We start from the raw sequence: 15,476 nt of genomic DNA on the forward strand, positions 1-15,476 counted from the left end.
AGACCCTACCGATCGACCGGCTGCGTAGGATCGTGCAGCAGATCAGGAGACAGGGGTCACAGTGAGCGCTTCCGGAGGCAACCGGGCCATCTTCGCCGCACTCGGCGCGAACGTCGGCATCGCGATCGTGAAGTTCGTCGCCGCGGCGATCAGCGGATCGGCATCGATGCTCGCGGAGGGCGTGCACTCGCTCGCCGACTCGGCGAACCAGCTCCTGCTGCTCCTCGGCGGACGACGCGCCCGGCGCGCTGCGGACGAGGAACACCCCTTCGGGTACGGACGCGAGCGCTACGTGTACGCGTTCGTCGTGTCCATCGTGCTGTTCTCCGTCGGTGGCGTGTTCTCCCTGTACGAGGGCATCGAGAAGCTGCAGCACCCGCACCCACTCGAGAACTGGTGGCTGCCGCTGGTGGTGCTCGTCATCGCGATCGGGCTCGAGGGCTTCTCCCTCCGGACCGCGCTCAAGGGGGCGAAGCCGCACAAGGGCGCGCTGTCGTGGGTCCAGTACGTCCGCCGGGCCAAGGCTCCCGAGCTGCCCGTCGTCATGCTGGAGGACACCGCGGCGCTCTGCGGCCTCGTGTTCGCGTTCTTCGGCGTCGGGCTGACGGTGCTCACCGGCAACGGGCTGTTCGACGCCATCGGCACGATCCTCATCGCGGTGCTGCTCATCGCGGTCGCGCTCGTGCTCGGCGTCGAGACGAAGAGCCTGCTCGTCGGCGAGGGTGCGACGGCCGCCGACGTCCAGCGCATCAAGGCCGCGGTGCTCGACGGCCCCGAGGTCGAGTCGATCATCCACATCAAGACCCTGTACCTCGGCCCGGACGAGCTGATGGTCGGCGTGAAGGTCGCCGTCGACGGGGATCGCCGGCTCGGTGACGTCGCCGCCGGGATCGACACGGTCGAACAGCGGGTCCGCGCGGCCGTGCCGATCGCACGGGTCATCTACGTCGAGCCGGACGTGCTCCGCACCGGTCCGCGTCCACCCACCGAGGCGATCGTCATCAGGGCCGCCGACTGAGGTTCCCCTTCGTGGCGGAGCCGTCGGGCGGTCCGCCACGATGGAGCCATGTCGGTGCTCTTCAACGTCCTGCTCATCCTGCACTTCATCGGCCTCGCGGCCGTGATCGGCGCGTTCCTGGTGCAGATGCGCCGCAAGGGCGGCTTCCAGACGTTCTGGGTGATCACCGGTCTCGTCACGCAGCTCGTGACCGGCCTCGGGATGATGGGCATCATCGACGCGACGAGTGACGGCGGGGCGAACCACGCCAAGCTCGGCGTCAAGCTCGTCATCGCCGCCGTGGCGCTCGTGCTGGCGTTCGTCGCTCGTGCGCGCCAGAAGCGGGCGGACGCCGGGACCGCGAAGGCGAAGGCGGCGCTGCCGTTCTTCCACTCGGCCGGTGCGCTCGCGATCGTCAACGTGCTCATCGCGGTGCTCTGGAAGTAGCGCGTCAGCGGCGCTGCTGGAAGAAGTCGTCGAGGAGCGCCGCGCACTCCGCCTCGAGGACACCGGCGACGACCTCGGACCGGTGCGGCAGACGACGGTCCCTGGCGATGTCGTAGACGCTGCCGGACGCTCCCGCCTTCGGGTCCCACGCGCCGAAGACGATCCGCGGCACGCGCGCGGCGAGGATCGCACCGGCACACATCGGGCACGGCTCGAGCGTCACGACCAGGGTGTGCCGTTCCAGGTGCCAGTCCCCCGTCGCCCGTGCGGCTGCCCGGAGCGCGAGCACCTCGGCGTGTGCCGTCGGGTCCTGCGTGGCCTCGCGCTCGTTGCGCCCGGTCGCGACCACCACGCCGTGCTCGTCGAGCACCACGGCGCCGACGGGGACGTCCGCCGTCGCCAGACACGCCCTGGCCTCCTCGAGCGCGCGTTCCATCGCGGCGAGGTACGGGCGGGCTGCCGGCTCTTCCACGGGACCTCCTGGCGGTTGGCGGCACGGTAGGCTCGACCCTATGCGAGTCCACGTCGCCGACCACCCGCTCATCACCCACAAGCTCTCGGTGCTCCGCGACCGGACCACACCCTCCCCGACGTTCCGGGCGCTGACCGAGGAACTCGTCACGCTCCTCGCGTACGAAGCAACGCGCAACGTCCGCGTCACGGCGACCCCGATCTCGACCCCGGTGGCACAGACGATGGGCGTCTCCATCGCCAGGCCCCGCCCGCTGGTCGTCCCGATCCTGCGTGCCGGGCTCGGCATGCTCGAGGGCATGGTCAAGCTCGTCCCCACCGCAGAGGTCGGCTTCCTCGGCATGGCGCGCAACGAGGAGACCCTCGAGCCGCAGACCTACGCCGAGCGCCTGCCCGACGACCTCACGGGCCGACAGTGCTTCGTGCTCGACCCGATGCTCGCAACCGGAGGCACCCTCGCCGCGGCGATCGACTTCCTCTTCGCCCGCGGCGCCGAATCCGTCACCTGCGTGTGCATCCTCGGCGCCCCGGAGGGCCTCAAGGCCGTCGAGGACGCCGTCGCCGACCGCGACGTCACCATCGTGCTGGGCGCGCTCGACGAGCGGCTCGACGAGAACGGCTACATCATCCCGGGACTCGGCGACGCCGGCGACCGTCTCTACGGCCTGGCCGAGTAGCGCCGGGCGCAGCGGACCGTCTGCTCGGACGGTTGACAGCGGGTTGGTATACCGCCGATACTCATGGACATGACTGCAACCGTGTCCACCCGCGTCTTCTCCAAGGCGTGCTCCTCCGCAGGGGCAGTGGGGACCGCCGGCACGATGATGCCGGCGATGGCCGTCATGCGTTGTCGAATGTGTGCCTGATCGGTACTCGTTCCAGCCGGATCCCCCGCGACACCACCCCGGTCGCGAGCGAGTGATCCCCAGGTGACGACCACCGACGACGCGCACGTTCGTCGCGAGGTCGATCACCAGCACCCCCGGGTCCGCCCCGGTCCGCAGCAGGACCGCAGGGCGCATCGACGCTCCGTCGATCGGCACAGCCGTACCCGGGCCGACGCATTCGACACCTTCATCGCCCGGAGAACCACCATGTCGCTCACCATCGCCCAGCCTCGCACCTCGCTCCGCACCGCCGCCCCGGCGCCGGTCGACCTCGGCACGGTCACGCCGATCCGTCCCCGCCGTGGCGCGGTCCAGCCGGAGGCAACGACCATCCCGACGAGCCCCGTCGTCGCCCCGCAGCGCAACCGGGCCCTTCCGGAGGGCACCGAGGCCCGCGGCTTCGCGCTCTACGTCGGCATCGACGAGGAGAAGGCCGCAGCCGCCGGGACCACGCTCGCTGCGGTCGTGGAGCAGCTCAAGGCGCTGACCGCGCAGCTGGTCCCCACCGCCGAGACGTACGCGGCAGTCGCCGTCGCCGCCGAGAACTCCGGCGGACGCGACGTCGACGTCGTCCGCCTGGCGTTGCAGGACCGTTCGGCCGTCGCCGCCCGCAAGCAGGCCGAGAAGCCCGAGCCCGAGGAGACCGGCGTCGTCATCGACATCTCCCGGAAGCGCGTGGTGCTCGACGGTGAAGCCGCTCCCCTGACGTACAAGGAGTTCGAGCTGCTGCAGTTCCTCGTCCTCCGCGAGGGACGCACCGTCGACCGCTCGGCGATCATCGAGGGGCTCTGGTCGGACGGCGAGGACGAGACCCCGAACGAGCGCACGATCGACGTGCACGTGCGGCGCCTCCGGTCGAAGCTCGGCGCGTTCGAGGAGATCGTCCGCACGGTCCGTGGTGTCGGCTACCGGTTCGACCGCCACGCCGACGTCGCCGTGCGCTACGCGTCGACCCCGTCGCCCGACCTCTTCTGAGCCATCGGGGCGCGCACACCCGACGCTTGTGCCCCTCTTGGTGAACTCGCAGCGAACGACGGCACTTCCGGCTGGCGCCCGTTACCGCTTCGTTATACAGTCGTTCGTGCAGACGGTGTTTGCTGTGGCAGCGTCTGCGGAATGTGATTGCAGGACACTCTTGGTGCAAGGGAGAGGGCCGGTCGCTCGATGAGCGACCGGCCCTCGTGCATGTGTCGGAAGCGCACGTCGGAAGCGCATGTCCGTACCCCGGTGTCGGAGGCCGTCGGTAGGCTGGAGGACCACCGGACAGAGGGAGTGACAGCGTGAACGACAAGGCGCGCGTCAGCGACAAGGCGACCGCCGTGGCCGCATGGGAAGCGCTGTTCCGCGCCCAGGTCACGGTGATGCGGAACCTCAACTCCGAGTTCCCCGGCGGGGAGATCTCCTTCAACGAGTACGACGTCTGCTTCAACCTCTCCACGCAGCCCGGACGACGCTGCCGGATGCGTGACCTCACCGGGCACCTGCTCCTGACCCAGCCGAGCGTCAGCCGTCTCGTCGACCGGCTCACCGCGCGCGGCATCGTCGAGAAGCAGCCGGACCCGACCGATGCACGCGGTGTCATCGTGGCCCTCACGCCGCTCGGGTTCGACGTCTACCGTGCCGTCGCCGTCCAGCACGCGGCGAGCATCGCCACCCAGGTCGGCGCCGGGCTCACGGAGTCGGAGCAGCGGACGCTCACCGACCTCTGCACCAAGTTGCGCGTCGCCTCGGCGGACGCCCCACCTGCCCGACGCATCGACCGGGCCCTGCCCCAGACCGATCCGGCCACGGTGTGACGGGCGCGATCGTCTGGCTCCGCGACGACCTGCGTCTCGCGGACAACCCCGCCCTGCGCGCCGGGATCGACCACGGCGGACACGTCACGGTGGTCTACGTCCTCGACGACGAGAGCCCCGGCGTCCGCGCGATCGGCGCCGCCGCTCGGTGGTGGCTGCACCACTCCCTCGCCGCGCTCGACGCCGAGCTGCACGACCGCGGCTCACGGCTGGTGCTCCGCCGAGGAGCGGCCGCTGACACGATCGACCAGCTCGTCGCGGACACCGGAGCAGAGGCGGTCTACTGGAACCGCCGCTACGGGGCTGCCGAGCGAGAGATCGACGCCGGCATCAAGTCGTCGCTGACCGACCGCGGGATCGAGGCGCACAGCTTCGCGGCGAACCTGCTCTGGGAACCGTGGACCGTGCTCACCGGGCAGGGCGAGCCGTACAAGGTCTTCACGCCGTTCTGGAACGCAGCGCAGGCGATGCCGGAGCCGCGGCACCCGCTGCCGAAGCCACGCGACCTCCCGACGCCGGCACGTGCGACGGGCGACTCCCTCGGCGACTGGGACCTCCTGCCGACCACGCCCGACTGGGCCGGCGGGCTCCACGACACGTGGGAGCCCGGCGAGCAGGGTGCCGCACGCCGGCTGGAGCACTTCGTCGACCACGCGCTCGAGGACTACGACCAGCGCGACGAGCCCTCGATGGACGCCACGAGCGGACTGTCCCCGCACCTGCGCTGGGGCGAGATCAGCCCCTACCAGGTCTGGCACCGACTGCACGAGCGACTCGAACCAGACCAGCGGAAGCAGGCCCCGGGGTTCCTCCGACAGCTCGCGTGGCGCGAGTTCAACTGGAACGAGTACTTCCACTGCGACGACATCGCGACGGTCAACGTCCGACGCGAGTTCGACGCGTTCCCGTGGCGACGTGCATCCGCATCGGAACTCGAACGCTGGCAGCAGGGCAGGACCGGGATCGACCTCGTCGACGCCGGTATGCGCGAGCTCTGGCACACCGGTGCGATGCACAACCGGATGCGCCTGGTGACCGCGAGCTTCCTCGTGAAGAACCTCCTGGTCGACTGGCGTGTCGGTGAGCAGTGGTTCTGGGACACGCTGGTGGACGCCGACGCCGCGAACAACCCCGGCAACTGGCAGTGGGTCGCCGGCTCCGGGTTCGATGCCGCGCCCTACTTCCGCGTCTTCAACCCCGAGCGCCAGCTCGAACGGTTCGACCCGCACCGGGAGTACGTGCGCCGGTGGGTCCCGTCGGACGAAGACCGTCCCGAGCCGATGGTCGACCTCAAGGAGACCCGGAAGCGGGCGCTCGACGCCTACGACAGGATGCGGCGCGCATGACGATCGACTCCGCCACGATCGAGCAGATCGACGCGCTGTTCCGCGACCGGGTCGAGCGCGGCATCGCGCCGAGCTCCGTGTGGGGCGTGTTCGACGCGGACGGACTCGTGGCCTCCGCTGGGCACGGTGACCGCGGGGACGGTGCCGCGCCGGACGCCGACACGGTCTACCGGATCGCGTCGTGCACGAAGAGCGTCACGGCCGCCACGCTCCTCGGCCTGGTCGCTGACGGACTGGTCTCCCTCGACGCACCGATCACCGACTTCGTCCCGGCGTTCGCCGACGTGCAGCTCCCGACACCGGACTCTCCCGCCCCCACGCTCCGGATGCTGCTGACCATGTCGGCCGGGTTCCCCACCGACGATCCGTGGGGCGACCGGCAAGAGCCCATCTCCGACGACGACCTCGACGCGGTGCTCCGCGCGGGACTGTTGTTCGACTCCGTCCCCGGCACCGGCTTCGCGTACTCGAACCTCGGCTACGCCCTGCTCGGCCGCGCGATCGCGGTCGTGGCCGGTCGCCCGTTCACGGAGATCGCCTCGGACGCCGTCCTCCGCCCGCTCGGCCTCGACGACACCGTCTTCGCTGCCGCCGACGCCCGCGGACACGTCGTGGTCGGGACCCGGCCGTACGACGGTTCGTGGGAACCACTCCCCATCTCGGGCCCCGGTGCCTTCTCACCGATCGGTGGGCTCTTCTCGACCGTCGCCGACCTGTCGCGGTGGGCGCGGCACCTGTCGTCGGCGTTCGCCCCGATCCGCGCCGGCGCTCCAGCCGAAGCCGGGCCGGTCTCCCCCGCCGATCGCCGACTCATGCAACAGGCGATGCGCCGGATCCCCGGGAGCGCGTTCCCGAGCGCGAAGCGTCCGATCGGCTACGGCTTCGGACTGTTCGTCGAGCACGACGACGAACACGGCTCGATCGTCTCCCACTCCGGCGGCTACCCGGGCTTCTCGGCACACATGCGGTGGTCCGTGCAGACCGGCCTCGGTGTCGTCGCCTTCGAGAACGCGACCCAGGCGAAGGTCTCCGTCCCGACCGAGACCGCGCACGACCTGCTGCTCGCGGCGGGAGCCGCCACGGCGGTCACCACCGGCCGGTCACCCGTGACGGTGCTCTCGGAGACGCGAGCCGCGCAGGGTGCCGTGTCGCGCCTCCTGTCCGACTGGAGCGACGACCTTGCAGACGCGATCTGCACCCCGAACGTCGCGCTGGACGTGCCGTACGATCGCCGGCGCTCGGCGATCGCCGAGGCGGTCCGCACCGTCGGCGCCGACCTGTCGGCCGCGCCGGTGGCGGAGCAGTCGTCCACGCCGACGCACCTCCGCTGGTGGGTGCCGGGGACGAACGGCCGACTCCGTGTGGAGATCCGGCTGGCGCCGCTCGCCGCCGGACTCGTCCAGACCCTGATCTGCACGGCGGAGCCCACCGAACGCTGACGGGCAGCGACCGCCGAACGCCGGCCAGCGGCGCTCGAACAGCCCAGCGGGCCGCGGCCGACGAGCCACTCGGTCACACCGGCGGGCGGCCCCCGACGAACCCGACGGCGCGAGCGGCCACGCGGGTGCCCTCCCGTGCGGCCGCTCCGACGCGGACCGGATCGGTCGCCCATGCGCGGATGAACCCGGCCGCGAACGCGTCGCCGGCACCGATTCCGTCGACCACCGTGGCCGGGGTCGCCGGGACCCGCTGCGGGGTGCGCCCCGGACGCCCGACCAGCACGCCGTCGACTCCGAGCGTCACGACGACCAACGGGACGTGGCGGGTGAGCACCCGAACGGCGTCCTCCGGCTCGTCCGCTCCGGTGAGTTCGAGCGCCTCGGCACGATTCGGGACGATGAGGTCGACGCCGCGCACCGCCGCGAGGAACGCGGGACCGCCGACCAGGCGCACGGCCGCGACCGAGGACGGGTCGAGCGAGACCCGTGCGGCGCCGGTCCGCGCCCGGGCGACGAGGTCCACGAGGCGGTCGGTCCCGCCGGACCCGAGCATCGCCTCTCCGGTCAGGTGGACGATGTCGGCACGTGCGACGAGTTCGATCGGCACGTCGGCGGCGGACAGCAGCGCGCTCGCGGCTCCGTCCGTCATCGACGTCCGGCCGCGCTGTCCCCGCACCGAGACGAGCGCACCGGTCGACGTCCGCGCGTCGTACCGGATGTGCGGTCGGACGCCGGCGTCCTCGAGCGCGCGCTCGTGTCGGTAGACGTCGTCGACGCCGACCCGACCCACCATGTCGACCTCGGCACCGAGCCACCCGAGCCACGTCGCCGTCGTGCCGGCAGCTCCCGCGGGGCGGTGTCGGATCACCGCAGCGGGGTCGTGGTCGCCGACCGCCGCTGCCCGGGTCTGGACGAGCACGCCGTCGAGCAGGTCCCCCACCACCAGGAACCGCTTCCCGACGCCGCGACGGCGCCCACCGACCCGGCCTCCACCGCTCGCCCTGGCGGCGCTCGGAGCGGCCGCGGAGGGCTCGGGCGGTGATGTCATCGCCCTCAGTGTACGTGAAGGCGAGTAACTCTCCACTTTGAGGGCCTGTACCTTGCGCTTGTTATCTCATCTCTCAGCCCGGTCTTGGACTCTGCCGCTAATATACCCGTGGTTCGCATTCCAGCGGCCAGCCGAGACCACCGCCGGAGACGACATGCCGCGCAAGCCAGACCCGACCCTGAAGCCCGCCATCGTGCGCAAGGTCGCGCAGCACCTGCAGGACACCAAGATCGAAGACGTGTCCGTGCGCAGCCTCGGGCGCGTGCTCGGCACCAGCGCGTACCCGATCGTCTACCACTTCGGGACGCGCGAGGCCCTGATCGGCGCGGTGGTGGAGCACCTCGCGGCAGCGACGGCCGACATCGCGCTCGACCCGGACGCCGACGATCTCGCACTCACGTCCTACTTGGTGCAGGTGTTCGGCGGCCTCGACGACCCGGAGCGGTCCTTGGCCGCACGGCTCACCTTCGAGCTCGGCGCCGTCGAGTCGCTCGACGGCCGCGACCACGAGCGAACGGTGCACCGGGCGCAGATCGCGTCGATCGCCGACTGGTGCCGTGCGCACGGCTACGGGGAACACGATGCCGACCGTGCGGCACAGGCGGCGGTGCTCCTCGCGCGCGGCATCCAGTGGGGTGCGATCGTGGACCGCGAACACGCCGATCCCGACACCGCCCTCCGCGACCTCGCGCACAAGCTCGTCGCCGGCGCGACCCTCACCTCGGCCTGACGCGACCCTCGCCTCGGCCTGACGCGACCCCGTGACGGACGAGAGGCACGGTGCCAGCTGGCACCGTGCCTCCCGTCCGTTCTGCCGTCAGGTCAGAGCGTGACGAAGCGCTGCGACTTCGCGTTCGCGAAGCGAGCCGCGACGTTCTCCCAGTCGACGATGTTCCACACGGCCTTGACGTAGTCGGCCTTGACGTTGAGGTAGTCGAGGTAGAAGGCGTGCTCCCACATGTCGAGCATGAAGATCGGGACGAGCCCGAGGGGCACGTTCGCCTGCTGGTCGAACAGCTGGAACGTCGTCAGCTTCTGGCCGACGGTGTCCCAGGCAAGCACGGACCAGCCGGAGCCCTGGATGCCGGTCGCGACGGCGGTGAACTGGGCCTGGAACTTCTCGAAGGAGCCGAAGAACTCGTCGATGGCCGCGGCGAGCTCGCCCTCCGGGACCTTCGTGTCCGGGCCGAGGTTGGTCCAGAAGATCGAGTGGTTGACGTGACCGCCGAGGTTGAAGGCGAGGTCCTTCTCGAGCTTGTTGATCGCCCCGAGGTTGCCCGACTCGCGCGCTTCCGCGATCTGCTCGAGCGCGGTGTTCGCACCCGTGACGTAGGTCTGGTGGTGCTTGTCGTGGTGCAGCTGCATGATCTTGCCGCTGATGTGCGGCTCGAGTGCGGCGTAGTCGTACGGCAGCTCCGGCAGGGTGTACTCAGCCATGTGAGTTCCTTTCGATCAGTGGATGGGCGGATGGTGCTCCGCGGCTCACGAGAGCCGGGAACGATCGGTGAGGGAGTGGAATTCCCGGTTGTGGTAGACCAGCGGCTCGCCCCGTTCGTCCCCGATGACGATGTCGAGCACCTCGGCCACGACGACGGTCGAACTGCCGATCGGCGTCGTGGACAGCGGTCGGCACCGCAGCGCGGAGGCGGCGGAGGGCAGGTACCGGTCGCCCGACGGGAGCGTTCCCCAGATCGGGTCGTCGGCCGCGGGGCTGCCGGTGGACGCGAAGCGCCTCGCGAGGGCGACGCCGTGCGAGTCCATGAGGTGGACCACGAACACCGGAGCCCCGAGGACGGCGCCGGCCGAGCCCGAGTTCGTCGAGAGCGAGAAGACCAAGACGGGTGGGTCGATCGCCACGCTCGCGACGCTGGACGCGGTGAGGCCGGTCGGTCCGTCCGGCCCCTCGGCGGTGATGACGGCGACACCGGCGGGGTGACCACGGAAGGCCGACTTGTAGGCGTCCGCGATGTTCGACGGCACGGCGTTTGCCGGTGTTGCTTCGGGCATGGGAGTCGTTGGTTCGTTCCTCGTTCGGATCGGTGTGGCTCACCCCTCGGCGGCCATGTCCCAACGTATGACCTCAACCAAGGTTGAGGTCAACGATTCCCAGGTTCCACGTATCCCGGGCGCGCCGTCACGCCGTCGTCCACGCGCGAAGCTGCATCGAGGGGGCGACGCATGGCGACGCCGTCAGCGGCGGCGGAGCATCACGACGGCACCGGCAGCGGCGACGACCATCAGCACCGCGGCGACGCCGGCCGTGATCGTGACGCCGGAGTCGAACGCCGCCCGCGCCGACTCGAGGAGCACCTGCCCCGCGGACCCGCCGAGGTCCGCAGCCGCCGACACCGCTCCGCCGAGGGTCTCCTGCGCCGCGACGTGCGCGGACGAGGACAGCCCGTCGGGGACGACGACGTGTGCCCGGTAGGTCGTCGCGAGGATCGTCCCGAGCACCGCCGTCCCGAGCACCGCACCGATCTCGTACGCGGTCTCGGAGAGCGCCGACGCGGCACCGGCCTTGTCCGCGGGCGCCGTGGAGATGATGAGGTCGTTCGTGACCGTCTCCGATGCGCCGATCCCGATGCCCAGCAGCACGAACGCGAAGGCCAGCGCGACGATCGACGCGTGGTGTCCGAGCACGGCGACCATGGCGTACGCGGCCGCCGAGAACAGCAGCGCGACGGCGACGACCCACCGCGGGGCCACCCGGCCGACGATCGGCACGACGACGAGCCCCGCGACGATCGTGAGCACGGAGCCCGGGATGAGCACGACACCGGACGTGAAGGGGTCGAGCCCGGCGACGAGCTGCAGGTGCTGGGCGATGAAGAACAGGAACCCGGTCAGCGAGAACATCGCCGCCATGTTCATCAGCACGCTGCCGGTGAACGCCGTGCTGCGGAACAGCCGGAGGTCGAGCATCGGCGTGCGGGAACGCAGCTGCCGGCGGACGAACGCGATGCCGCACAGCACCCCGACGCCGAGCATCGCGATCGCGAGCCCGCGTTCCTCGACGTGCACGACGGACTTGATGGCCCAGGCGATCGGCGCGAGCGTGCCGAGCGACAGCAGCATGCTGAGCACGTCGACCGGGCCGGGGTTGCGGTCCTTCGACTCCGGCACCCAGAACGCCACGCCGACGAGCATCAGCACGAGGATCGGCACCGCGACGAGGAACACGCTCCCCCAGTGGAAGTGTGCGAGGAGCGCCCCACCGACGAGCGGACCGAGCGCGTTGCCCGCGGCGAACATCGTCGACCACACGGCGAGGGCCATCCGTCGCTCGGTGGCATCGGTGAACACGTTGCGGATGATCGACAGCGTCGCCGGCATGAGCATGGCGCCGAACACGCCCATCGCGATGCGCGCGGCGACGAGCATCCAGGCGTCGGTGGCGAACGCGGCCGCGACGGACATCGCCGCGAAGCCGGAGGCGCCGATGATCAGGATGCGTCGGCGGCCGATGCGGTCGCCGACACTGCCCATCACGACGAGGAGGCCGGCGAGGACGAGCGGGTACGCGTCGACGATCCAGAGCTGCGTGGTGGCGTCGGGGTCCAGCGCGCGCGAGATCGACGGCAGGGCGAAGCTCAGGATGGTGTTGTCGACCGAGATCAGCAGGACCGGCAGCATGAGCACGGCGAGCGCCAGGAACCGTCGCGGACGGCTGGTGGTGACCCGCGTGGCGATGGGACTGGTGAGGAGTGCGGACATGGTGGTGCTCCACGGACTTCGAGGGTGGTGCCCCGGGCGCGGAAGTCGTCACGCAGCCCGGCAAGACCTCTCTACTGTACCGTCTGGACGGGTATGTTGCAAATACAACCAAAGGACGGACTGGAGGCTCGTGGCGGGCCCGCCACGAGCCTCCAGTCCGCCTGGTGGTCGCCCCGGACCTACGCCGACTCGCGGAGCAGCAACCGGTGGCGCACGCTGCGCTGCACCGCGGCACCGGAGCGCGGCAGGTCACCGGCGAGCATGCCGAGGGCGAGCTCGAGCGCCTCGCGCGCGACCGCGTCGAGGTCGACCGCGAGCGTCGTGAGCGTCGGGGACACGAGCCCGCCGAGCGGGAGCCCGTCCACACCGACCACGCGGACGTCACCGGGGACGTCGACGCCCGCACGGCGGCACGCCTGCAGTACGCCGAGGGCCATCACGTCGTTGAAGGCGATGATCGCGTCGAGTCGGCGCTTCCGACCGAGGATGCGCACGGTCTCCTCCGCCCCGCACTCGGCCGTGCCGTGCGGTGCGTGGACGACCTCCGGCAGGTAGCCGCGTCGACGCAGGGCGTCCAGCATGAGCACGCCGCGGACACTCGTGTCGTCCGGCGAGGAGTTGTCGAGCACCACGGGATGGCGCACCCCGGTCGCGACGAGGTGGTCGGCGAGCACCTCGATCCCGTCGGCGGGGTCGATCCACACCGCGGCGGTCGGCGGGTCGGACGAGGGGTCCAGCTCGACCATCGGGACCGATCCGAGCAGGTCGTTCCAGCGCTCGCGACGGGAGCCGAAGTACCCGATGACCACGTCCGTCTGCGCGCCGAGCGCCGTCACCATGCGGTCGGGGTCGCTCGCCAGGTCGACGTCGGCGAGCATGACGTTCCACCCCTGCTCGGCGGCGAGCTGGAACACCGACGCGGCGAGCTGCGGTGTGTACGGGTTCCTGAGGTCGTTCACCACGAGACCGAGCTGGTGGTCCCCACCCGTGACGAGCCCGCGGCCGAAGCGGGACGGCCGGTAGTGGAGCTGCTCCGCGACCGCGAGCACCCGCTCCTTGGTCGCCGCGCTGATCCCGGACATGCCGTTCATCGCCCGCGTGACCGTCTGTCGGGACACCCCGGCGGCCGCGGCGACGTCGATGATCGTCGCGCGGCCGCCGGGTGCTGGGACCGGTTCGGTGGCGTCGGTCAGTCGCGGAGGTCCAGCCATGCCACCTGTTCGGGAGTGAGGTCGACGGAGAGGCCGGTCATGGACGACCGGGCTTCCGCGATCGTACGCGGTCCGAAGAGCGGGAACGTCGGGAACGGCTGGTTCAGGACGTACGCGAGCGCGATCGCGGTCGCCGGGACCCCGAACTGCTCGCCGAGCTCGCGGGCGCGGCGCAGTCGCTCGAAGTTCTCGTCCGAGTAGTAGCAGCGCACGAGCTCGGCGTCGCTGGTGTCCTCGGGCGTCGCGCGTCCGGTGAAGAACCCACGGGCCTGGGACGACCACGGCAGCAGGGGCACCTGGCGCTCCGCCAGCCACTCCTTCGACGCGGCATCGGTCGCGTGGCGGCAGCCGGCCCACGGCACGTCGTACGCCTCGGCGAGCCCGAAGTGGTTGCTGAGGACCTCGAACTCGTGCTTGCCGTTCGCGCGGGCGTAGGCGTTCGCTTCGTCGAAGCGCGCGAGGCTCCAGTTCGAGCCGCCGTACACGCGGATGCGGCCGGCGCGACGGTGCTCGTCGAGGACGTCCACGAACTCCCCCACGGGGATGTCCTCGTTGTCGCGGTGCATCATGTAGATGTCCGCGTAGTCGGTGCCCTGGCGTTCGAGGCTCTCGAGCAGCTGTCGGCTGAGGGACTCGGGGTCGCAGTACGGCGTGTGCGCTCCCTTCGTGATGACGACCACGTCCTCGCGGATCCCCCGGTTCTGGATCCACTTGCCGAGTCGGCCCTCGAGCACGCCCCCGCCGTAGATGTACCCGGTGTCGAAGACGTTGCCGCCCTGCTCGACGAAGAGGTCGAAGATCGCGCTGGCGTGTGCCAGGTCCGGCTGGTTGTCGACTCCCATCACCAGACGAGACAGGCGCTTGCCGACGCCGGGGATCTCGCCGTACTGCATCGGGTTGTCCGCCTGCACCGTCAGCGGGCGGCCGCTCACGGTGGGGATGTCGGCGGTCTCGGCCTCGAACGGGTAGCGCAGGCCGATCGCCGCGCGCCACTTGTCGAGGGTCCTGGCGGTGGCGAGGGACTCGTCGAGCGTGTACTCGGAGGCACCGACGCGGCCGGCGGCCAGGGCAGCGGTGGTCGCGTCGGCCTCGAGCGCGTACGGCTTCGCGCCGCCGAACGACAGGGTCCTGGGGTCCTCGTCGACGGTGCGGATCTCGATCGTCTGGTCCTCGCCGAGGGTCCACGGGTCGGTCAGCGTGATCTTCCCGCTCGTGCCGTGGATCGTCACCGCGTTGTCGTCCTGCACGCGGACGCCGGTGCGGACGTCGGCGGTGATGCCGCCGCGGTAGGTGAGCTGCGCGGTGGTCCACTCGTCGACCCCGGTCGGGCCGAGCGTCCCCGTCGCGGTGAGCTCGGTCGGCTCGGCGACGGCCACACCGGTCGCGGCCTGCACGATCGCGGCGGCCATCGTCACCGGGTAGCCGCCGACGTCGAGGATGCCGCCACCGGCGGTGTCGACGTCGAACAGCCGGCCGCTGCGGGACCCCGCGCGGAACGCGAACGACGCGTCGATGTGCGTGACATCGCCGATCGCCCGCTGCCGGACCAGCTCGAGGAGTGCGGCGGTCTGCGGGTGGAAGCGGTACATGTACGCCTCCACCAGCGGCAGCCCGGCCTGACGGGCGGCGTCGGCGAGCGCCATCGCGGTGCCGTGGTTCGGCGCGAGGGGCTTCTCGCAGAGGACGGCCTTGCCCGCGGCGAGCGCTGCGAGGACGAGCCGGGCGTGCCCGGTGTGCACGGTGGAGACGTAGACGGCGTCCACGCGCGGGTCGGCGAGGACCTCGTCGTACGTCGCCGCGGTGACGTCCGCGAAGCCGTGCTCGACGGCCTCGTCCGCGAACGCCTGCGCCCGCTCGACAGAGGAGCTGCCGGCCGCGACGAGTGTGCCGCCCGCCTCGCTCGCCGACAGCTGGGAGAGGAACCGGCGGGCGATGCCGCCAGGGCCGAGGACCGCCCAGCCGGGGGTGTCGTTCGTCGCTGCGGTCGGGGTGCCGGTGGTGGTCGCGGTCTGCGCTGACATGCGGATCCTGTTCGTCTCGTGAACCTTCACGGTCGGGTCGACGCTAACGCGCTCGGCCCGTTGCCGCAATGCAGATGATGCTTGACACGGCGTGTCGTG

At 71.0% G+C, this 15,476-nt stretch carries 15 protein-coding genes; 8 read left to right on the forward strand and 7 right to left on the reverse strand.

Annotated features, from left to right (window positions below; translation table 11 throughout):
• The first annotated feature begins 61 nt into the window (after positions 1 to 61).
• Both QK288_RS15515 and QK288_RS15520 read left to right on the forward strand, forming a co-directional pair.
• A complete protein-coding gene (locus tag QK288_RS15515) occupies positions 62 to 1,018 on the forward strand; it encodes a cation diffusion facilitator family transporter (protein ID WP_281265165.1) in 957 nt (318 codons plus the stop codon).
• Between the two features lie 48 nt (positions 1,019 to 1,066).
• On the forward strand, positions 1,067 to 1,444 hold the full coding sequence (locus tag QK288_RS15520) for a hypothetical protein (RefSeq protein ID WP_281265166.1): 378 nt from the start codon (positions 1,067 to 1,069) through the stop codon (positions 1,442 to 1,444).
• Positions 1,445 to 1,448: 4 nt separating this feature from the next.
• Here the strand turns inward: QK288_RS15520 and QK288_RS15525 are convergent, their stop codons facing one another.
• The gene (locus tag QK288_RS15525) at positions 1,449 to 1,880 is read right to left on the reverse strand and encodes a nucleoside deaminase (RefSeq protein ID WP_281267613.1); all 432 of its coding nucleotides are present in this window, start codon (positions 1,878 to 1,880) and stop codon (positions 1,449 to 1,451) included.
• Between the two features lie 76 nt (positions 1,881 to 1,956).
• On the opposite strand from QK288_RS15525, the gene upp reads away from it, so the two are divergent.
• The 5 genes from upp to QK288_RS15550 all read left to right on the forward strand — a co-directional run bounded on the left by upp (position 1,957) and on the right by QK288_RS15550 (position 7,383).
• Positions 1,957 to 2,592 carry a uracil phosphoribosyltransferase gene (gene upp, locus QK288_RS15530; RefSeq protein WP_281265167.1) on the forward strand — a complete coding sequence of 212 codons (636 nt, stop codon included), beginning with the start codon at positions 1,957 to 1,959 and terminating at the stop codon, positions 2,590 to 2,592.
• A gap of 417 nt (positions 2,593 to 3,009) precedes the next feature.
• Positions 3,010 to 3,777, forward strand: coding sequence for a winged helix-turn-helix domain-containing protein (locus QK288_RS15535; RefSeq protein WP_281265168.1), 768 nt, complete (start codon positions 3,010 to 3,012; stop codon positions 3,775 to 3,777).
• A gap of 305 nt (positions 3,778 to 4,082) precedes the next feature.
• A complete protein-coding gene (locus QK288_RS15540) occupies positions 4,083 to 4,598 on the forward strand; it encodes a MarR family winged helix-turn-helix transcriptional regulator (RefSeq protein WP_281265169.1) in 516 nt (171 codons plus the stop codon).
• The gene (locus QK288_RS15545; RefSeq protein ID WP_281265170.1) at positions 4,595 to 5,944 is read left to right on the forward strand and encodes a deoxyribodipyrimidine photo-lyase; all 1,350 of its coding nucleotides are present in this window, start codon (positions 4,595 to 4,597) and stop codon (positions 5,942 to 5,944) included. The genes QK288_RS15540 and QK288_RS15545 overlap by 4 nt, the downstream gene beginning before the upstream one ends.
• Positions 5,941 to 7,383, forward strand: coding sequence for a serine hydrolase domain-containing protein (locus tag QK288_RS15550; RefSeq protein ID WP_281265171.1), 1,443 nt, complete (start codon positions 5,941 to 5,943; stop codon positions 7,381 to 7,383). Before QK288_RS15545 ends, QK288_RS15550 begins: the two co-directional genes overlap by 4 nt.
• A 73-nt stretch (positions 7,384 to 7,456) precedes the next feature.
• On the opposite strand, the gene QK288_RS15555 is transcribed toward QK288_RS15550, so the two are convergent.
• Positions 7,457 to 8,431 carry a PfkB family carbohydrate kinase gene (locus QK288_RS15555; RefSeq protein WP_281265172.1) on the reverse strand — a complete coding sequence of 325 codons (975 nt, stop codon included), beginning with the start codon at positions 8,429 to 8,431 and terminating at the stop codon, positions 7,457 to 7,459.
• Between the two features lie 154 nt (positions 8,432 to 8,585).
• Between QK288_RS15555 and QK288_RS15560 the strand changes: the two genes are divergently transcribed.
• Complete coding sequence (locus tag QK288_RS15560; RefSeq protein WP_281265173.1) at positions 8,586 to 9,161, forward strand: TetR/AcrR family transcriptional regulator; 576 nt, start codon at positions 8,586 to 8,588, stop codon at positions 9,159 to 9,161.
• Between the two features lie 92 nt (positions 9,162 to 9,253).
• On the opposite strand, the gene QK288_RS15565 is transcribed toward QK288_RS15560, so the two are convergent.
• The 5 genes from QK288_RS15565 to QK288_RS15585 form a co-directional block, all read right to left on the reverse strand.
• Entirely contained in the window at positions 9,254 to 9,868 is a 615-nt protein-coding gene (locus tag QK288_RS15565) for a superoxide dismutase (protein WP_281265174.1), read from the reverse strand.
• A 45-nt stretch (positions 9,869 to 9,913) separates the two neighbouring features.
• Positions 9,914 to 10,438: a flavin reductase family protein gene (locus QK288_RS15570; protein ID WP_281265175.1), complete on the reverse strand. Its 525-nt coding sequence runs from the start codon at positions 10,436 to 10,438 to the stop codon at positions 9,914 to 9,916.
• A gap of 183 nt (positions 10,439 to 10,621) precedes the next feature.
• Positions 10,622 to 12,145: an MFS transporter gene (locus tag QK288_RS15575; RefSeq protein WP_281265176.1), complete on the reverse strand. Its 1,524-nt coding sequence runs from the start codon at positions 12,143 to 12,145 to the stop codon at positions 10,622 to 10,624.
• 179 nt (positions 12,146 to 12,324) lie between these two features.
• Positions 12,325 to 13,356 carry a LacI family DNA-binding transcriptional regulator gene (locus QK288_RS15580; RefSeq protein WP_281265177.1) on the reverse strand — a complete coding sequence of 344 codons (1,032 nt, stop codon included), beginning with the start codon at positions 13,354 to 13,356 and terminating at the stop codon, positions 12,325 to 12,327.
• On the reverse strand, positions 13,335 to 15,377 hold the full coding sequence (locus QK288_RS15585) for an aldo/keto reductase (protein WP_281265178.1): 2,043 nt from the start codon (positions 15,375 to 15,377) through the stop codon (positions 13,335 to 13,337). The genes QK288_RS15580 and QK288_RS15585 overlap by 22 nt, the downstream gene beginning before the upstream one ends.
• Positions 15,378 to 15,476 lie beyond the last annotated feature (99 nt).

Origin of the sequence: Curtobacterium sp. 9128 (genome assembly GCF_900086645.1) — a bacterium.
Lineage (GTDB): Bacteria > Actinomycetota > Actinomycetes > Actinomycetales > Microbacteriaceae > Curtobacterium.